The organism is Winogradskyella pacifica (assembly GCF_013403915.1).
Taxonomy (GTDB): domain Bacteria; phylum Bacteroidota; class Bacteroidia; order Flavobacteriales; family Flavobacteriaceae; genus Winogradskyella; species Winogradskyella pacifica.
Window position 1 is genome coordinate 1 of sequence record NZ_JABFDI010000028.1, and the last position, 20,510, is coordinate 20,510.

The 20,510-nt window shown below is 33.7% G+C and carries 17 protein-coding genes; 7 read left to right on the forward strand and 10 right to left on the reverse strand.

Annotated elements, in window-relative coordinates; translation table 11 throughout:
- The first annotated feature begins 207 nt into the window (after positions 1-207).
- Positions 208-888, forward strand: a complete 681-nt coding sequence (locus HM984_RS16710; RefSeq protein WP_115809923.1) for a M15 family metallopeptidase — start codon at positions 208-210, stop codon at positions 886-888.
- Position 889: 1 nt separating this feature from the next.
- On the opposite strand, the gene HM984_RS16715 is transcribed toward HM984_RS16710, so the two are convergent.
- From HM984_RS16715 to HM984_RS16730, 4 genes are all read right to left on the reverse strand, one after another.
- A complete protein-coding gene (locus HM984_RS16715) occupies positions 890-2,065 on the reverse strand; it encodes an MFS transporter (RefSeq protein ID WP_179349999.1) in 1,176 nt (391 codons plus the stop codon).
- A 7-nt stretch (positions 2,066-2,072) separates the two neighbouring features.
- The gene (locus HM984_RS16720) at positions 2,073-2,429 is read right to left on the reverse strand and encodes a DoxX family protein (RefSeq protein WP_179350000.1); all 357 of its coding nucleotides are present in this window, start codon (positions 2,427-2,429) and stop codon (positions 2,073-2,075) included.
- The gene (locus HM984_RS16725; RefSeq protein WP_179350001.1) at positions 2,422-3,399 is read right to left on the reverse strand and encodes a hypothetical protein; all 978 of its coding nucleotides are present in this window, start codon (positions 3,397-3,399) and stop codon (positions 2,422-2,424) included. The genes HM984_RS16720 and HM984_RS16725 overlap by 8 nt, the downstream gene beginning before the upstream one ends.
- A gap of 104 nt (positions 3,400-3,503) precedes the next feature.
- Complete coding sequence (locus tag HM984_RS16730) at positions 3,504-3,848, reverse strand: DUF6249 domain-containing protein (RefSeq protein ID WP_115809929.1); 345 nt, start codon at positions 3,846-3,848, stop codon at positions 3,504-3,506.
- Positions 3,849-3,989: 141 nt separating this feature from the next.
- On the opposite strand from HM984_RS16730, the gene HM984_RS16735 reads away from it, so the two are divergent.
- Together HM984_RS16735 and HM984_RS16740 are read left to right on the forward strand one after the other, a co-directional pair.
- Positions 3,990-4,577 carry an RNA polymerase sigma factor gene (locus tag HM984_RS16735; RefSeq protein WP_115809931.1) on the forward strand — a complete coding sequence of 196 codons (588 nt, stop codon included), beginning with the start codon at positions 3,990-3,992 and terminating at the stop codon, positions 4,575-4,577.
- Positions 4,561-4,992: a hypothetical protein gene (locus tag HM984_RS16740; protein WP_115809933.1), complete on the forward strand. Its 432-nt coding sequence runs from the start codon at positions 4,561-4,563 to the stop codon at positions 4,990-4,992. The genes HM984_RS16735 and HM984_RS16740 overlap by 17 nt, the downstream gene beginning before the upstream one ends.
- Here the strand turns inward: HM984_RS16740 and HM984_RS16745 are convergent.
- Entirely contained in the window at positions 4,964-6,280 is a 1,317-nt protein-coding gene (locus HM984_RS16745) for a hypothetical protein (protein ID WP_179350002.1), read from the reverse strand. The two genes, HM984_RS16740 and HM984_RS16745, sit on opposite strands and share 29 nt — an antisense overlap.
- Before the next feature lie 195 nt (positions 6,281-6,475).
- Between HM984_RS16745 and HM984_RS16750 the strand changes: the two genes are divergently transcribed.
- From HM984_RS16750 to HM984_RS16760, 3 genes are read left to right on the forward strand one after another with little or no spacing between them, the layout of a single operon-like run.
- Positions 6,476-7,117 (forward strand): RNA polymerase sigma factor, encoded by a 642-nt coding sequence (locus HM984_RS16750; protein ID WP_257018519.1) that lies wholly within the window; start codon positions 6,476-6,478, stop codon positions 7,115-7,117.
- Entirely contained in the window at positions 7,101-7,622 is a 522-nt protein-coding gene (locus HM984_RS16755; protein ID WP_179350003.1) for a hypothetical protein, read from the forward strand. Before HM984_RS16750 ends, HM984_RS16755 begins: the two co-directional genes overlap by 17 nt.
- Positions 7,606-8,790, forward strand: coding sequence for a hypothetical protein (locus tag HM984_RS16760; RefSeq protein ID WP_179350004.1), 1,185 nt, complete (start codon positions 7,606-7,608; stop codon positions 8,788-8,790). The genes HM984_RS16755 and HM984_RS16760 overlap by 17 nt, the downstream gene beginning before the upstream one ends.
- Before the next feature lie 127 nt (positions 8,791-8,917).
- Here HM984_RS16760 and HM984_RS16765 read toward each other — a convergent pair whose 3' ends face one another.
- From HM984_RS16765 to HM984_RS16785, 5 genes are all read right to left on the reverse strand, one after another.
- Entirely contained in the window at positions 8,918-10,153 is a 1,236-nt protein-coding gene (locus tag HM984_RS16765) for a DEAD/DEAH box helicase (protein WP_115809943.1), read from the reverse strand.
- A gap of 192 nt (positions 10,154-10,345) precedes the next feature.
- Complete coding sequence (gene rlmF, locus HM984_RS16770; RefSeq protein ID WP_115809945.1) at positions 10,346-11,302, reverse strand: 23S rRNA (adenine(1618)-N(6))-methyltransferase RlmF; 957 nt, start codon at positions 11,300-11,302, stop codon at positions 10,346-10,348.
- 101 nt (positions 11,303-11,403) lie between these two features.
- Positions 11,404-12,066 carry a DUF4377 domain-containing protein gene (locus HM984_RS16775; RefSeq protein ID WP_179350005.1) on the reverse strand — a complete coding sequence of 221 codons (663 nt, stop codon included), beginning with the start codon at positions 12,064-12,066 and terminating at the stop codon, positions 11,404-11,406.
- Between the two features lie 94 nt (positions 12,067-12,160).
- Entirely contained in the window at positions 12,161-15,613 is a 3,453-nt protein-coding gene (locus HM984_RS16780; RefSeq protein WP_179350006.1) for a pyruvate carboxylase, read from the reverse strand.
- A gap of 208 nt (positions 15,614-15,821) precedes the next feature.
- The gene (locus HM984_RS16785; protein WP_179350007.1) at positions 15,822-16,457 is read right to left on the reverse strand and encodes an MOSC domain-containing protein; all 636 of its coding nucleotides are present in this window, start codon (positions 16,455-16,457) and stop codon (positions 15,822-15,824) included.
- Between the two features lie 215 nt (positions 16,458-16,672).
- On the opposite strand from HM984_RS16785, the gene HM984_RS16790 reads away from it, so the two are divergent.
- The gene (locus tag HM984_RS16790) at positions 16,673-20,494 is read left to right on the forward strand and encodes a beta strand repeat-containing protein (protein ID WP_179350008.1); all 3,822 of its coding nucleotides are present in this window, start codon (positions 16,673-16,675) and stop codon (positions 20,492-20,494) included.
- The last annotated feature ends 16 nt before the right edge of the window (positions 20,495-20,510 follow it).

The following is a 20,510-nucleotide window of genomic DNA, read 5'->3' on the forward strand; positions in this document are numbered from 1 at the left end:
GATAATGGTCCACAGTCTTTTTTTTACAAAAATCCGAAAAGTATAGATAATTCACACACAACTTTTGAGATTGATCCATTTTAAGTTCAGAAAAATCTTCTATGACAATTTTTAATTGTCTTTATTTAGTTTTTAATTTCAACGCTTATAATGTTGCTTCGCTAAAATAAGTTCCTACTGTATTTTTTATTAATTTAGTATTTTGATATGAATTACAAAACACTACTATATTTAGGAAGTTTAATCCTATTGACTTTCGGGTTTCAACAAAAGCAAACGTTACCAGATGGCTTTGTGTATGCCAAATCTGTGATTCCAGATTTAGATGTGGAATTAAGATATTTCTCGCAAAACAATTTTGTTGGTGATACCATTGATGGTTATAATGCAAATCGCTTAATCGTAACTAAAGGGACTGCTGAAAAATTAAAATTGGTCCAAGACGAATTACAAGAACAAAATCTTTGTCTCAAGGTTTATGATGGTTACCGTCCGCAACGTGCAGTGAATCATTTTATAACTTGGGCTCGCAAGCTGAATGATACCGTTAACAAAGCCATTTTTTATCCTGAAGTTCAAAAGAAAAACCTATTTAAATCAGGTTATATTGCATCTCGGTCTGGTCACAGTAGAGGTAGTACAGTTGATTTAACGATTACTGATGGAGAAACAGGTGAACCTTTAGATATGGGCAGTCCGTATGATTTTTTTGGTGAAGCTTCTTGGGTTGCTCATGATGCCTTAACCGATGAACAAAAGAAAAACAGACAGTTATTACAAACCGTAATGCTGAAACATAATTTTAGAAACTACTCAAAAGAGTGGTGGCATTTTACACTTCGTTGGGAGCCTTTTCCTAAAACCTATTTTGATTTTGAAGTAGAGTAACCTAGGTTTTCTTTAAGTAGATCAACCCGATAATAGGACCTAAAGCTAGAGTCATAAACGCATACTGCGATAGGTGATTCGTTGTGATTAAAGAGTTTAATAATTGAATACTCACAATGGTTATTGAAAAACCGATACAATTAACTATCGTTAATGCAGTGCCAATAGATTGTACTTCGCAATTTTGAGCGACCAATGTAGAAAACAAAGGTGAATCTGCAATAACTGCCATTCCCCAAATTATCAAAAAGGTAATAAACAAAGGTGTAGAGCTTACCATAAAGAATACTGGTGAAAGCAAACAGCAAAGACCTGATATTGTTAGTGCTAAAATAGCCGTTTTTTTAATGCCTAGTTTATGAGAAATAAAACCACCTAAAATACAAGACACCGTTCCCGAGGCAATTACAATAAAAGAATATAAAGGTACATTCAGTGATGCATTATGAAGTTCTGAATGCATTATTAGTAGTATCGGTACAAATGTCCAAAAGGCATAAAGCTCCCACATGTGTCCAAAATACCCGAATGCTGCAGAGCGAAAGCTCGGTTTTTTAAAAACATTTATAATCTTAGATATATCAAATGTATCAGCGAGCTTTTGATAAGGACCATTCGGGACGAATATAACAATGAGAAAGCCTCCAATTAAAGCTAATGTAGAGGTTGTCCATATTACGGTTTCCCATTTAAGATTAAATTCAAAAGACTGAATGAGATAGGGGAATGCAGTACCTAAAACTAATGCTGCAATTAAAAAACTGAGTGATTTTCCTAAGCCTTTCTCAAAATGATCTGCTGCAATTTTCATTCCTACAGGATATATACCTGCCAAGCAAAATCCAGTGAGAAACCTAAAAATCAATAATGTGAAAATCGTATTATTAGAATAAAGGATGCCAAGATTAAATGCGGCTCCTAAAAGAGCACAGATAAAAAACACACGAGATGGTGAAAACCGGTCGCTTAATGTAAAAACAGCAAAGATAAAAGTGCCGATAATGAATCCGAATTGTACAGAAGAACTGATGTAGCCTAAGGATTCTGAATTAAGATTAAAGAACGCAATTAAATCATCTGTAATAGCGTTTCCTGCAAACCATAAAGACGTACAACAAAACTGAGAAAAGATAATTATGGGTAGAACCCATTTGTGGGTGCTGAATTTGGTTTTCAAAATACCTTTAATTTAAATACGTATATGCCCAATACATCAACCCAAACTGAAGTGGTAAACGTAATATTAAAATCCATTTCGGAATTCCAGCAGCTGCTTTTTCACTAGATAACATGTACACATGAACTAGAAGAAATACGCCGAGCATTGCCATAATACCATAAATAGAAAATGCTTTTACTGCGGGAATACACAAACCTATGCCTAAGACTATTTCGGCAACTCCACTCAAATACACTAAGGCCTTATGATTTGGTAAATATCTAGGCATAATCCGCATATACATTTTTGGCCTTAAAAAGTGCATTAGCCCTCCAAAAATATAAATAGCAGCCATGATGTATAATCCAATAGACTCATTCATCTTTATAGGTTTTGTAGGTGAGACCGATACCGTAATTAAAAAGATTCTTGTCTAATAAGCTCGATTTAAACTGATTGCCTTTTTCAAACTTTACCCAATTATTTCCATTGATAAATACACGTTTGATATAAGTGTTTTTCGCTTCAACTTCATCTGTGAATGGTAATAATGGTCTAAAGTTGGTCGGGATTTTAACAACACCTCCAGTTTTAGAAACAATCTCTTTGTACTTTTTGTTTGGCAGTAATTTTCCGTCTTTATTCGTATAGCCTAAAACTTGTAGTGATACAAAAAAGCCGTTTTCAGGAATGTAGATACCATAATCATCTACATTCAAATCATAGGCATCACCATCTTTTTCAGTGGCTCTAAACACAATGGTTTCATTAGTAAGCACATTACCAGGAACACCATTATTGTTATCGTAAAATTTCACTTTAAATAAGGTAGAAAACTTCTTCTTTTCGCTATTAGAACGGTTACGTTTTTCCCAATCTTTAGATTCTAACGCAATAGGAAATAATACATTAGTCAGTTTTTGATCTTTAGAAGTGGTTTTTGGGAAATAAACAGCAATTTCAGATTCTATGGTAGGTAGCCAGCAATTATAATAATCGTCATCTAAAGAGGGTTTCAATTTTTCTTCTTTAAATTTTCGATCTATTTTATTCGCAATCATAACCGCATCTAGTTGATGCGCTTCGGGTTGCATTAATAGGTATTGTGGTAAATTATTTGTTGCAACATTGAGGTCCTTAAAACCTAAAGCGGATATAAATAACGAATCAATATCCGGATATAATTTTTTTGTAAAGATAAATTGACCTTCATCATCAGCAAAAAGACCGTTACCATTACCAAAAGAAATGGTGGCGTAACTGACAGGGTAAGAGGTTATACTGTCTTTAATTGTTATTTGAGCAAACGAGATTTGCCCAATAAATACTAGAATAAATAAAAATTTCTGCATGGTTAAGCTTATAGATTTTAAAGATACATTATTTATAGGCATAAAAAAATGCCTCAATCGAACTTTGGAAGAGGCATTATACACTGTTTGGTTGATTAAGTTGATTACTCTTTATCTAAGTTCTTAGTCATTATATACCCTATAAATAAGCTTATGCCAGCCGTTGTAAACGTGACTCCAGGATAAATGGCGTCAGGAACTACAGCTAAACTCTTCTCTAATATTGAAGCGATAAGCATACCAAGACCAATTCCCATTAATAATAAGGCAAGATTTAATAAGATAACTTTCCAAATTGGAGATTTTGAGTGTCCTCTCAGAAATATTGAGGCATCTGCACCTTTCTCAATAAGTGCTAAGCGTTCTTTGTTCCTCGTAGAAAGGTATAAATAGATTATTCCAAAAATGACTAGAAACATGCTAATTGGTACTAAGATTCCTTCATTCATAATGTTTGATTTTTAATTGATTAATTTTAAATGTTTTAGCTTATGACGACAAGTTTTAAGAAAAGGTTACAACTTTTAATGAAAAAATATTTTTTATAAATTAGTGTAACCTTATACTATATTCTGCCGTCTTAAAGATGAATGACCACTAACGACGACCAGCAATTAATTGAGGCTATTAGCCAAGGAGATACTAAGGCCTATGCCCAATTAGTTGATCACTATAAAGATATGGTCTTTTCTTTGGCTTTGAGTATGCTTAAACATAGAGAAGAAGCTGAGGAGGTTGCACAAGATACTTTTATTAAAGTATTTAGGTCTTTAAATAGGTTTAAAGGAGATTCTAAATTCTCTACTTGGATATATAGAGTGACTTATAATACCTGTTTAGACCGTATAAAAAAGAACAAAAAGCATTATAATGATGTCGAAATAGATACGTTTACATTTAATAAAATAAGTACAATTGATAACGCCTTAGATCTTATGATTAAGGAAGAAAAAAGTGTTTTAATAAAGAAATGCATAGATAAATTACCAGAAGAGACTAGTACATTATTAATGTTGTTTTATTTTGAAGACTTGTCTTTAGATGAAATAGCTATGATTGTAAATATTGAAACAAATACGGTTAAAGTGAAACTCTTTAGAGCACGCAAGAAGTTAGCAGTTATTTTAGAACAGTATTTACATCCTGAAAATAATTTGAATTATGGAAAAGGGAAATAAAGAATTAGAAGCATTTATAGAAAAAATTATGTCTACTGAAAGTTTAGAGCAACCTTCAGTAGAATTTACAGATAACATAATGTCTAAGGTTAAAGCTATTTCTAATTCAAAGACAATAGTTTATAAGCCATTAATCCCAACTTATATTTGGATCGTAATTATAGGAAGTTTTTTATGGCTAGTAGGTTGTATTTACTTAAACGAATCTGTTACTAGTGTTTCATGGCTAGAACGTTTTACCTCCATAAAAAAAGTAATAGATCCTTTGGCAACTTTAACATTTGGCGCTTCTAAAATATTAATTTATACAGTTGTATTGTTTACTGTAATGTTAAGTATTCAAATACCCTTATTAAAGCAGTATTTTAATAAACGAATGATGGTTTTTAATCAGGATAATACCAAAATGGTATAGAAACTTCAGTTTTTGATATAGTATCTGAAGCTTTTAGTTCCTTGCGTTTTACATGTAACATATGTTTACCTTCATCTATGTTTTTTATACCAATATAAGTTTCAAAGCCATTTTGCTTTTTTACGGTTTTTCCAAGTACAAAATCGGTTTTATACAGAGTAGAATCAATTTCAACAGAATAGAGCGTATTAAATGTGGCTAAATAGTCACTTTTTAATGAACTATCATTGGAGCCAGAATTCATGGAGCCTATTTCTGAAGTAATTCCTCTGGTGTCTTCCTCAGGTTTTAAACTCGGATTAAATCGGTAAATTTCATCTTCTATTGATTTATCAAAAGCTATAAATACTTTAACGTACGGATCGCTTATAACTTTACTATTAATAGCAATATTTTTAATAAAATCAGATTCCTCAACTAACATATCTTCGTAATTTAAAGAATTAGAAATGTTATTGCTCGAGTCCTCAATAAAATTAAAATAGTTAGATTGATTGTAATATAAAGAAGTCATCCATATCAATAAAATATAAATAGGAACTAAAAAGAGGCTCAGGCGTTTTCCAAATTTATTGTCTAAAAAATTATAAATTAATGGTCGGTATAAAAAGGAAAGTGTGATAATGCTAAAAACCCAGTAAAAAGGAAAGTATACTTTGCTAAGCCATTTTTTCTTTTTTAAATAACCGAGAGTAATAAAGTCGATAAAAGTTAGTAGCATACCAATAACTACAAATGCTAAAAGGATAATGCCAACGTACGTAGAAAAATCACGAAAGGTATGACCATTTAAAAATACCGAAACTATTGTAGCAATTGATCCAATGATTAGAACAAGAGCGAGTAAATAAAAGATGAGTAAAAACGTGATTGCGAAAATGATGCTACAGTAGTCTTCTAATCTTGCAATATACCTATCAAAAGAACCTACTTTTATTTTTAGATAATTGCTAAATCGTTTGGTGTAATTTAAGGTGTCGTATTCAATGTCTCCAGAAACATACCGTAATCCTAAGGCACCAATCCATAGGCCTCGTAAAAGCACATGGAGAAGTAAGTTAAAAATTAATATGGAACACGCAGAAAGTGCAAGAATTAAAATCAACGTAAAAAACAAATTATTATCGTTTTGAGACTGGTGATAGGCCATTTTCATTTCTAAAGCTGGATAGGCTGAGAATAATCCAAAAATAGCAAAACCAGAAATCAGCAATTCTAATTGCCAGCTTTCTTCTTGTAATCGATCTAATAATTTTTTAAACGCAGGTTTCTTGTAATCGTCGCTCATCTTTATATTGGGTAGATTGAAATTCAGGTTAAATTTAGACATATTCAATTAAAATCAATCTTTTTTATCCTATTTTGAAACCCTTTCCAAATTCCATCGTTTTTATATTAGAATTCAACTTGATTTTTTGTTTTAAGCAGAAAATGAGAAGAAATTTATTCAGACGAGTCTATTTTTGAAAGTCATAGCATAGCTATGAGAAAAAAAATAGATGAAGAATGTGTGAGTTTTAGACATTTTTTAGGAAATAGAAAAAGTCAATATGAGTTCTTAAAACCGCTAACCAACCCAATGCAGAAATTAGAGACTAAACTTATTAAGCTTTGCAAAAAAGGAAATCAAGTTGCGCAAATGCAAGTTTATGATAAGTATAGTCAAGCTATGTTCACCGTTGCCTGTCGCTATTTAAGTGAAGAAGATGCAAAAGATGCGATGCAAGAAGGCTTTTTAAAAGCTTTTAGGAATATTGAATCTTATAAGCCCGAATCCACCTTTGGTGCTTGGTTAAAACGAATTATCATTAACCAGTGTTTAGACGTTTTAAAGAAAAATAAATTAGAGTTTGAAGCTGTTGAGATTTCAGAACTGCAAATAACAAATGAAGATGATTGGCAATTTGATACTTCAATTACGAAGCAAGAGATTTTATTTGCCATTGAGCAGTTAAACGAAAAACATAGAATTGTAGTGAAGCTTTATCTGTTAGAAGGCTATGATCATGAGGAGATTTCAGAGATATTAGAAATTCCCACAAAAACATCACGTACACATCTAAGACGTGGTAAATTAAAGTTACAAGATCTATTAAAACATAAGTATCATGAAGCAAGATATTAGAACCTTATTTACCGAGGAAGACGATTTAAAAGCGCTTCCTAAAAATCATAGAAGTGAGTTTGCAGATAAGCTTAAGGAGCAATCCAAACCAAAGCAGAATCCTTATACTTGGTTAAGTGCTGCGGCTATTTTAATTGTTTCATTAACTATAGGGTTTAATGTTATGGACATGGAAGCAAAACCAGAACTAAATCAAGTGTCACCAATTATAGCGCAAGTAGAAGCTGTAGAGGCAACATATCTTAAAGATATTGAAACCGAATGGCAAAGTTTTATAACTATCGCAGACGATGAGTTATTAGTAGCGCGATTTAAGAAAAAACTTGATGAATTAAATGCAGATTATAAAGAGATCTCATTACAATTTAGAGAGGATTCTAATAACATTTTTATCATTGAAGCACTAGTTGAAAACCTTCAAACCCGACTTCAAATTTTAAAAGACATACAAAAGCACATCAAAATATTAAATCAAAAAGACGAACAATATGAAAACACTATTTAAAATTACAGTTTTGATGCTAATCACATCATTTCAAGTTTATGCACAAACAGAAACAGAAACAGAAACAGAAATACTTTATAGTAAGAGTTATGAGACAAATCAAAGTACTACTGCGTTGTTAGAGTTCAGGGGTAGTTCTGTTGAAATTTATAAATCACCAGATGACAAGTTTCATATTGAATATATTATCGAGTTTATAAACTATCCTAACCGAAAGAAAAAGGAGGCTAGAGAAAGAGTAAACATTGAATCAGACCTAGTTAATAATCAAATTACATTAGTTGACAAATCTAAGTTTAGTATGTATCGGTTTTATCAGTCCGAAACTATAACTGGTACTCTAGATTTGAGAAATGAATCAGAAATAAAATCTTATTTATATAAATCTGAAAAACAGGTTGTAAATGAAATCAATAAAGCTAAAAAACCGGTTTCATTATATGCTAAATATATTCAATCCGCAAATAGGTATAGCGAAAGTGAGAAGAAAGAAATGATTGAGAAATCTAATAACAGAAAGAGAAAAAAATATGTAAAAAGGTTTACAATTAAAGTTCCTTCTCATTTAGATTTAACTATTAATTCTAAGGCGTCAACAATTCGAATTCAAGAAAAAATAGAAAATCAAATTACCTTGAGAGCTGATGGTGGAACAGTATATCTTAATGAGATAAATAATATTAGAAATATAATAAAAATTAAGGACGCAACATTAATTGTTAATTCTATAAATGGAGGAGAAGTGATTTTGGATAATTCGAAACGGACAATTATTGGTGAATTAAAAAATGTAAAATTGAATTCTGAATTTTCGCAACTAGAAATAGGCTTAATAAATAAAAATGTAGAAATTACTGATTTTACAAGCAAATACTTGATTCATAATTTTTCTAAAGATTTTGAAGCCTTAGATATGAATACAGAATACTCTGAAGTCAATTTGTTCCTTCCAAGAAATGGAGGATATGAACTCACTACTTTTGGAAATTACACTAAGCATTTTGTAGAAAATAAATTAGTAGAGGTTTCGGCAGAAAAAACCAATGGTAATACTAAAATGTTAGATTTAAATAGTAAAGAAAATGATGGTAAGTTGAGTGCTATAAAAGTTAATACGGCTAATGGAATTATTAGAATTTCAAAGGATGTTATTAATTTCGGAGAATAATTTAACTTTTCAAAAAAGCAAAAAGCACTTAGGTAACTTAAGTGCTTTTTGCTTTTTTGCCAACAGCCAACAGCCAACAGCCAACAGCCAACAGCCAACAGCCAACAGCCAACAGCCAACAGCCAATCTAATACCAACGCTTTTTCTTCTTCTTAGAAGCCTCACTCTTACGACCTTTTTTATACTTACTACCTTGTCTTTTATGCACAACAGGTTCCGCTTTAGGATCTAACGGATAAGGATGGTCAGTTACTACTGGAATCTGAACATTAATAGCTTGTTCTATCTTTTTTACATAATTCTTCTCATCAGCAGAACACAGTGAATACGCATTACCTGTATGTCCGGCTCTACCAGTTCTACCAATTCTATGTACATAAGTTTCGGGTATGCCTGGCATATCAAAATTAAGAACGTTATCTAGTTCATTAATATCAATACCACGTGCCGCAACATCAGTGGCAATCAGTATTTTAACGTAACCGTTTTTAAACTTATTTAAAGCGGTTTGTCTTTCACTTTGTGGTTTATCACCATGAATACTATTTACAGAGAATCCGTTTTTTAATAAGGTTTCTTCAAGCTTATCAACGCCATTTCTAGTACGTCTAAAAATAAGAACACTTCCTTCAATAGTGTTACGCATTAAATGTAAACACAGTTCAATTTTATTTTGCTTAGGCACATAATACAATAGCTGACTTACATCTTTTGCGACAGATTTTGTTGGTGTTACATCTATACGTTCAGGATCTTTAAGCAAGGTATTGGCTAATTCTTCAATTTTATACGGAATCGTTGCCGAGAATAATAAGGTTTGTTTTTCTTGAGGACAAAGACGTTCTATCTTTTTTACATCATCAATAAAGCCCATGGCCAACATTAAATCGGCTTCATCTAAAACAAAGGTTTCAATAAAATCGAGATTAATATAATCTTGTTTGTGTAAATCGAGTAAACGACCAGGAGTTGCGACTAAAATATCAACACCTTTTTTTAATATATCTATTTGAGGTTCTATCGAAGCGCCACCAAATACGACTAAAGACGTTAGATTGGTAAACTCAGCATAGGTTTTAAAATTCTTATAAATTTGTATGGCTAATTCCCGTGTCGGACTTATAATCAACGCTCTTATTTTCTTACCCTTTTTTGGTGCATCTTGCTTATCGTACAATTTTTGCAAAATAGGTAAGGCAAAAGCAGCTGTTTTTCCTGTACCTGTTTGTGCAGATACGATAACATCCTTGCCTTCTAATATAATTGGAATAGACCGTTGTTGTACCAAAGTAGGTTCAACATAACCAGAAGCAGCAACAGCTTTTTGAATCGGTTTTATAAGATGTAAGTCTTTAAATGACATAAGTATTGTGTTTGTGACAAAGGTAGAATATTTGTTAATTCAAACTTTGGTATAAAAATATTAAAATTACAAACCACGTCAGTTTGAGTGATTTGTGAAGTATCAGCAAATGACATCGAGAACCATATTGATTCAATTACTTCTCGAAACATTCCGCTGAAAAAAAGGATTACTTTAAGTAACGTAATCTTACTAAAAACGTTCTTTTATCCAATCGCTTTGTTCTTGTTCTGTTAAAAAAGTCCAAGCGATAAATCTACTGATTTTATGGCCTTGTCCCATTTCAATAGTTTTTACAACTGTCGCATTTACTTTTTCTAAAACTTTATAAGTTGGTTTTAGCGTTACTTCTTTCGAAATTAAACTTGTAAACCAGAAGCATTGTTTGCCAAAATGCTTACTTTCATAAATCATGTCTTTTACAAAACGAGCTTCACCACCTTTGGTCCATAATTCGTTATGCTGTCCGCCAAAATTTAAAAGTGCTTTATTAGGGCGTTTCCCTTTAAGGTTCCTTTGTTTTTTTAAGCTTGCTTTTTGAGCATCTTCTGCAGACGCATGAAACGGTGGATTACAAATAGAGAAATCTACTTTTTCTTCAGGTTTTAGAATGTCATAAAAAAAGTTGTTCGCTTTTTCTTGACGTCTAATTTCTAGAGTAGATCTTAAGTCATAATTTTTCTGTTCAATTTCTTTCGCAGATATAATAGCGGCTTCATCGGTATCACTTCCTATAAATGACCAACCGTATTCATGATGACCAATAATAGGGTAAATACAATTGGCACCAACACCAATATCGATACCTTTAATATGATTTCCTTTAGGAATAACACTGCCTTCACCTTTTAAAAGGTCGGCAATATTATGAATGTAATCTGCTCTTCCTGGAATCGGTGGACATAAATAATGCTCAGGAATATCCCAGTAGTCTAATCCGTAATGGTGAATTAATAAAGCTTTGTTCAATGCTTTTACAGCTGCAGGATTAAAAAAATCGATGGAATCGTCACCGTATTTATTAGGTGCAACATAAGGACTTAATTTTGGTGAACTTTTTATAAGTGCGTCAAAATTGTAGCGTGATCTATGTTGATTTCTTGGGTGAAGTTCTGATTTTACTTCAGGATGCTGTTTTTTCTTTTCCAATACTTAATAATTTATGGAGGCAAAGATAGTGGAAAAGAAATTGGGTTATTGAGACCTTAGCCTAAATAACCCAATTCATTTTGAATATAATAACAATGAAATTAATCTACTTTTTTGAAACGTAACATTTCGTCACCAGCTTCATTGTAGAAAGATAACGTCAACCCTTCTTTTTTATACGTTGAAATGCTATTAAATGCTTGGTCAAAACTGTCTGGAATAGCCATATCCATACACATTTTTCGAGTGGATGCCATAGCGCCAAATTCAATAGTATCAGAAGTGATGTTTTTTATTTGTCCGGTGTAATTATTACAGCCATTAGTTCCAGAAGCGCGCATTTCAGTTGTGTTAATTTCAAGAGTTGGCACAGTGGTTGTGCTTTCAATCGCTTTTCCATTAATATGTGTTGTTGCCCAAATATCGTGAATCGCTAATTTAGGATCTTGCTTTTTTTCTAACACTTTTATAAGATCATATTGAATTGAAGACGCATCAGCAGGAACACCTTCAGCATCTAATTGTGTTTCTGTGACTTCAATTTTTTGTAAGTAACCAGGTTCAAAAGTGAAACCATTTATAGGGGCATAAAAATTAGACCATTCTGCATTTTCATAATTCTCGGCTTTTGAAATTTGTAAGCATGTTGTTTTTCCAGCACCAGCATCACAATCAACTTTGGCGCTGTTTACCCAATAGGTAGCTGTCGTTTTTTTTGTTGTGGAGCAGGAGGATAGCATTACTGTTAAAATTACTACTGACATTGTTTTTAGTATCGTCATAAATATAAATATTGGTTATGATAGTTGAAAATCAAAAGTCTTGCCAATTTTTAATTTAAACATCATAGTTTGATTACTATTCCATAGTAACTACCATATCATCTTGTTTTACCATACTGCCTTCAGATAAACTTACCGATTTTATTTTTCCAGATTTATGTGCTGTAACGGTTGTTTCCATTTTCATGGCTTCAATCACAAACAAAGGATCATTTTCCTTAACGTTTGAACCCTTCTTTACTAAAACTTTATATAACGATCCTTGCAAAGGAGCTCCAATTTGGTTGGCATCTTCTTTATCAATTTTTACGTTTTCTACTTTAGTTATATTTAATGACGTATCAAATATTTCAACAAATCGGTTTTCACCATTCACTTTAAAAAAGACGGTTCTTACACCAACGTCATTAGGAATACTCACTGAAAGTAATTTTACAATAATCGTTTTTCCTGGTTCAAGCGTAATGTTGGTTTCTTCTTGAAGCTTCATACCAAAAAAGAAATCTTTAGTTGGTATGAGTGCTATATTTCCGTAAAGCTTATAATTTTCATGGGCTTTCTCAAATACTTTTGGATATAACATAAACGATAAAAAGTCTTCGATTTCAATAGGTCTTGTAAAACCTTGTTGGAATTTCTTTTTAAAAGCAGCGAATTCTTTAGTAAAATCTACTGGTGTTAAATGGGCATTTGGTCGGTCGGTATACGCTTCTTTGTTTTTTAATATAATTTTTTGAAGTGCTTTAGGAAAGCCTCCAACAGGTTGACCTAAATCTCCTTTAAAGAAATTAATTACCGATTCTGGAAACGAAATCGTTTCACCACGTTCCATAACATCTTCTGGCGTGAGATTATTAGTTACCATAAAAATAGCCATATCACCAACCACTTTAGAACTTGGTGTGACTTTGATAAGGTTACCAAACATGGCATTCACCTGTGCATACATTTTCTTTACCTCATCAAAACGGTCTCCAAGACCTAAGGCGATGGCTTGCGGTCGTAAATTTGAATATTGACCTCCAGGAATTTCATGCTGATACACCTCAGCTGTTCCTGCTTTTAATCCGGATTCAAAAGGATAGTACATTTCGCGTGTATCTTCCCAATAGTTTGAAAACTGATTGAGCGTATTCATATCAAAATCATGCGCACGTTCTTGACCTTTCATCATTTCAACAACCGCATTAAAATTGGGTTGAGAAGTCAATCCAGATAAGCCACCAAGGGCTACATCAACCACATCAACTCCTGCTTCAATAGCTTTTAAGTATGTTGCGGTTTGTAATGATGAGGTATCGTGCGTATGTAAATGAATCGGAATATTTACTGTGTCTTTCAAAGCACCAACTAATTCCGTCGCGGCATACGGTTTTAATAAACCAGCCATATCTTTTATGGCAATCATATGTGCTCCTGCATTTTCTAAATCTTTTGCGAGTTGCGTATAATAGTTTAAATTGTATTTGGTTTCTTTTGGGTTTAAAATATCACCTGTATAACTAATGGCAGCTTGCGCGATTCCACCTGTTTTATTACGAACAAAATTCATGCTTGGTTCCATAGCTTTCACCCAATTGAGTGAATCGAAAATTCTAAAAATGTCAACTCCATTTTCCCACGATTTTTCAACAAACTTCTCAATTAAATTATCAGGATAGGCTTTATAGCCTACAGCATTAGAGCCGCGTAATAACATTTGAAATAAAATATTTGGAACTGCTTTACGTAATTCTCTTAAGCGCGTCCATGGACTTTCGTGTAAAAAGCGGTAGCAGACATCAAAAGTAGCGCCTCCCCAAACTTCCATACTAAAGGTATTAGGATGATTTTTTGCAAAACTTTCGGCCACTTTTAGCATATCATAACTTCGCATACGTGTTGCTAAAAGCGATTGATGCGCATCGCGCATGGTGGTATCCGTATAATGTATTTTATTGTCGTCTTTTAACCATTGGCAAAAGGCTTCAGGACCTAATTCTGTTAATAGATCTTTGGTGCCTTTTGGAAAGGCCTCAGAGCGATTATACTTTGGAACTTTAGCGGTTCTAAAAACTTTGGTTTTATCAATATTTTTGACATCAGAATTACCATTAACAATCACTTCAGCAAGAAAATTAACAGCTTTAGTGGTTCGGTCTTGTGGTAATTTTATTTCGAATAAAGCTGGAGTATTCTGAATAAAATTTACAGTGACCTTACCTTCCTTAAACGTTTCATGTTGAATGACATTTTGAAGAAAATGAATGTTAGTTTTTACACCTCTAATTCTAAATTCTTTTAAGGCACGTGTCATTTTCCGAACGGCTCCATCGAGTGTTCTACCATGAGCAGATACTTTTACAAGCATGGAATCAAAAAACGGACTCACATTATAGCCTTGATAAATACTACCAGCATCTAAACGAATTCCCATTCCGGAAGCACTTCGGTAAGTGGTAATATTTCCGTAATCTGGTGTAAAATTATTTTCAGGATCTTCGGTTGTTAATCGACATTGTAAAGCAAAACCGTAAGTTGCTAATGATTCTTGTTCGTATATTTTTATCTGTTGATCCGATAATTTATAACCACCAGCAATGAATATTTGTGTTTTTACCAAATCGATTCCAGTAACCATTTCCGTAACGGTATGTTCCACTTGAATTCTAGGATTGACTTCAATAAAATAGACACGGTCTTCTTGGTCTACTAAAAACTCAACTGTTCCAATATTATTATAATTAACTTCCGAAGTAATAGCGACAGCATATATGTATAAAGCATCTTTTACCGTTTGAGAAATGTTATAAGAAGGTGCGATTTCAACAACTTTTTGATGTCGTCGTTGTACAGAACAATCCCGCTCAAATAAATGACGAATATTGCCGTGTCTGTCAGCTACAATCTGTACTTCAATATGCTTTGGGTTTTCTACATACTTCTCTAAAAACATGGTGTCGTCACCAAACGCATTTAACGATTCGTTTTTGGCGGAATCAAAATGTTGCTCTAAATCTTTATCATTCCTAACCACGCGCATACCGCGTCCACCTCCTCCAGAAGCAGCTTTTAGCATTAAAGGATAACCAATGGCATTTGCTTCAGAAAGTGCAATTTTTAGTGAGCTTAAGCTTTTCTTGTTGCTTTCAATAATAGGAACATTACATTTTACAGCAATTTTCTTAGCTGTAATTTTATCGCCCAAAGCATCCATAACTTCAGGATCTGGACCAATAAAAATAATATCGTTTTCTGCGCATCGTCTGGCAAACTCTGAGTTTTCAGATAAGAAACCATAACCAGGATGAATAGCATCGACATTCTTTTCTTTGGCTAAAGCCACAATTTCTTCAATATCCAAATACGGTTTTAACGGATCATTATCTTCACCAATTTGGTAAGATTCATCAGCTTTATTTCTATGTTGGGAATACCGATCTTCATAGGTGTAAACCGCGACTGTTGTAATATTAAGTTCCGTACATGCTCTTAGAATACGGATGGCTATTTCACTTCGGTTGGCAACTAGAATTTTTTTGATTTTCATAATTGGAAGGATATCTTTAATTGATTTGTATTCAGACCTCGTAAAGATATTAAAAGATTAACTACAACGTTTGCGCATAAAAGATATTATTTAACACTATTCAGATTTTTAGGTACTTAAATCAGAATTAAGGTCACGGTGAAGCTTAACCTAAATGTGATGTTTTTTTTTTTTTTTTTTTGAAGATTTAAGGGTTAGAAGAAGATTGTTATCTTGTGAAAAAGGCTAAGCGTTTTCTAAAGCGTTTTGGTAAAGCTTCATTATCGAGAAGTAAATTGATGTGCCCTATATTTTTGTTTTCTGCGTAGAGTAATTCAAACAGTTGAAAAATAGAAATACTATCTTTTCCTCGTTCTAGTAATTCAAATGTATCTCCAACTTTGACCTCTCCTTCTTTTAAAACTTTGACATAAGTTCCGGAGTAACCATGCGTAATAAATTGTTGTAAAACAGTATCGGAGCCAAACTTATGCGCGAATTTAAAGCAGGGTTCTCTTGGTTGCGTAATTTGAACTAAAGCATTACCCAATTTATAAATGTCACCAATAAAAAGTTTCTTTTCGTCTAAATTTTCAACGGTTAGATTTTCGCCTAGCATACCATAAGTCCAATCTAAATTAGGATATAAATCTTGCCAATAGGGATACTGATTTGCAGAAAATAAGTAACACGCTTTAAACTCTCCACCATGTACTTTTCGATCCGAAACCTCGTCACCTTTAACATCGGATTGACCTAAGTAAATAGGATGCTCAGTTGGTTTTTTGTAAATGCCTGTGGTGATCTCTTCACCATTCCAGACAAAGGTAGTGGGTTGTGCTATGTTGGTTGAAATAATTTTCATTCACTAAAAGTATTAAAAATAGTACAACTAAGGGGCTTTATAATTTGCAATAATTTTAAGAATTCACTCGACTTGAAGTTCAATTTTAATCATTCGGAATGTTAAAAAAATGTTAAAGCATTTATATTTTAAAACCCACCCTTAAATTTTCTCGTAGGTATTTGTGCTTTCCAAAGTGGCAAAGCAATTAACCATTTTATCAAATACTAATCAACATGAAAAACAAAATTACTTTTGTTATTGCTATGGCAATGACTTTTTTTATTTCAGCAGATGCATTTGCGCAGCTAGTAACTAGCGGAGCAGATGATGGAACAGACGGAACACTACGAAATGAAATCGCAGACACACCAATTGGTGGCGTAATAACTTTTGACACATCAGTGACTACGGTAACGTTAAATAGCGAACTTCTAATTGATAAAGATTTAATAATTAGTGGGAATTCAATAACACCATTAACTATAGATGCTAATAATAATGGTAGAATATTTAATATCACTGCAGGTTTAGTCGTATTAAATGACTTAATGTTAATCAACGGTCTTGATGTTGATGGTGGTGCCATTTATATGACAAACGCAGTTGTAACGATTAATAATTCAACAATATCAGGAAATACAGCTAATGGAGCTTCAGGTTCTGGTGGTGGAATTTTTAATGCTATTGGAGGTGTTTTAGTGGTTAATAATTCTGAAATTTCAAATAATACAGCGAATAGAGCAGGTGGTGGTATTGAGGATAATTCTGGTGCAGGATTATCAATTACATTACTGAATGTTAATTTAGATAATAACAATGCAGGTGTGTCGCCTGCAACAGCAGCTCCAGGAAATGGAGGTGGATTACATATTACAGGAGCAGGAAGTGCTATTGTTAACGGAGGTACTGTTAATGGAAATGTCGCTGGTAAAGAAGGTGGTGGACTATGGAATGGTAGTGGTGTTTTAGATGTAATTGATGTCATGATAACAGGAAATTCTGCAGTAGGAGATGCTACTGGTGGAGGTGGTATTTATAATAATGGTAACGGTACAATTAATATTAGCGCAGGAACAACCTTAGTAGGTAACATTGCAAGTGGATCTACTCCAGGAGGACGTGGTGGTGCTATTTTTAATAATACTGGTGGAATTTTAAACCTAGCAAATGGATTAGCAATTACAGGAAACTATGCAAGTAGAGCAGGTGGAGCGATTGAAGATAGCTCAAACGGCACTTTAATTTTATCGGGTGTTACACTAACAGGAAATGCTGCAGGTGTAGACATTGGATTAGGAAATACAATTACACCAAACCCAGGAAATGGTGGTGCTGTACATTTATCTGGTACAACCAATGCAACAATTTCGGGTTTTTCAACAGTTTCAAATAATTTTGCCGCTAAAGAAGGTGGTGGATTATGGAACAATTTAGGAACAATGGATGTGAGCTTAACTTTTTTGGATGCTAATATCGCTTCAGGTAACGATGCTGATGATGGTGGTGGAGCTATATTTAATAATGGAGGAACTTTAGTTGTTGGTAATGCAGCAGCAATAACAAATAATATTGCCAATGGAACTTCAGGTTCTGGTGGTGGAATTTTAAGTACAGATGGTGCTGTTACAATTACAGATGCTGTTTTGGCTTTTAATCAATCTAACCGTGCAGGTGGTGCTATTGAAATTATAGACGGTTCTATTGCTTTTTTAGGAAACTACAATGTTAGTGGAAATAATACAGGTGTTTCACCAGCAGTAGCAAGTCCAGGTAATGGAGGAGGACTTCATATTAGTGGATCAGGAACCGCAACACTAGCAGGAGGTACAATGAGTGATAATGTGGCTGCTAGAGAAGGTGGTGCTTTATGGAATAGTACAGCTACAATGACTGTAGATGGAGTATTAATTAGCGGGAATGTGGCAAGTGGACCAGCAGCAGATGATGGTGGTGCCGGAATTTTTAATAACGGAGGAACATTAATCGTTCAAAATAACACAACAATAAGCAATAATATAGCAGATGGAGCTTCTGGCTCTGGTGGCGGAATATTAACTATTGGTGGTGATGTTACTGTAACAAATTCTACAATTACAATGAATCAGGCCAATAGAGCTGGTGGAGGAATTGAACATGCAGGTGGCACTTTAAATCTTATAGACACAACCTTAGATATGAATAATGCAGGAGTTTCTCCAGCAATGGCTGCACCAGGATCTGGTGGTGGACTTCATGTATCTGGTGCTGCGACAACAAACATTACAGGTGGTACAACTAACAACAATATTGCTGCTAATGAAGGTGGTGGTTTATGGAATGGTTTAGGAGTAATGACTATTGTAAATCATATCGTAGATGGAAATACAGCTTCAGGAAATGACGCTACTACAGCAGGTGCTGCTGGTGGAGGTGGAATTTATAATGAAGGAGGAACACTTGATCTTTCAGGAACAACTGAAATTACATACAATAGCGCTGATGGAGCACAATCTACAGGTGGTGGAATTTTAAACGCAGCAGGTACTTTAATGGCAAATGGAATTACAATTGCTTTTAATGAATCTAACAGAGCTGGTGGTGGAATTGAAACTAATGGAAGTGGACCAGTACTATTGACTGATGTAAGCTTGAATAATAATATAACAGGAGTTGTAACAGGAACAGGTGCACCCGGAAATGGTGGTGGACTTCATGTAAGTGGAGATAGTAGTGTTGATATTGTTGGTGGAACTGTAAATGGAAATAATGCTGCTCGTGAAGGTGGTGGTTTATGGAATGGTTCTGGCATAATGACAACAGATAATGTTCTTGTAGATTCTAATATGGCTTTAGGTGCTGCAGCTGATGATGGTGGTGCTGGAATCTTCAATAATGGAGGAACGTTAAATATTACAAATGGTAGTATAATTTCTAATAATATGGCAACAGGAGCTTCTGCATCTGGTGGTGGATTATTAAGTACAGCTGGAGATGTTACTGTTATGGATTCTACATTCGATGGTAATGCAGCTAATAGAGCAGGTGGCGCTATTGAACTTATTGATGGTAACTTAATGTTTTCAAATTCAATAATGTCTAATAACGATGTTGATGGCTTAGCAGGAACTGCTGCTCCAGGAAATGGTGGTGGATTCCATGTTACAGGGATGTCAGGAATGATTACAATTTCTACAAGTACCATAACAGGAAACGCTGCGGCTAATGAAGGTGGTGGATTATGGAATCAAGGAGGAACGATGATGACCGTTTCTATGTCTACAGTAGATAATAATACGGCTGCTGAAGGTGGTGGAATTTATAACAATACAGGGTCAATGACTTCGGTTATGACGAGTACAATTTCGGGTAACTCAGCATCGGTTTCTGGTGGTGGACTAACAAATAATGGAGCGAGTTTGGATCTTAATGCGGTAACGGTTGCCATGAATTCAACTGATGGAATTGGTGGTGGTATTGATGCCGTTAATACTGTTACTTTAAAAAATACGATTGTAGCTTTAAACACTGCAGTTACAGGAACAGACGTATCAGGAATGCTAACATCAAATGATTTTAATTTAATTGGATCAGATGATTTATCAGTATTTACAACTCAAACTAATGATATCGAAGGAGTAGATCCTTTATTAGGACCGTTACAAGATAATGGAGGTGTTACATTAACACATCAATTATTAACTAATTCACCTGCTTATGATGCTGGTGATGCAACGGATATGTTTGTAGATCAAATTGGTCAGGTTGTATTTGGAGGAGCAAGAGATATAGGATCTGTAGAAGCACAAGTCGCTTTATCAGTTGATGATTTTAATGCTGCTTCAGTTTTAAATCTTTATCCAAATCCAACAAAAGGACAATTTAATATTGTGATAGATAATTCTGTTTCTGGTGAAATAAAAGCTGAAGTTACAGCGTTGTCTGGAAGAATAGTAAAGCAAATTAAGATAGTAAATGGAACAAACTCCATAGATATTAGAGGGATATCTACTGGGATTTATATTGTTAATGTATTTACAGAACAAGGAAGAGTATCACATAAGTTGATTTTGGAATAATAGTTAGTAATTATTT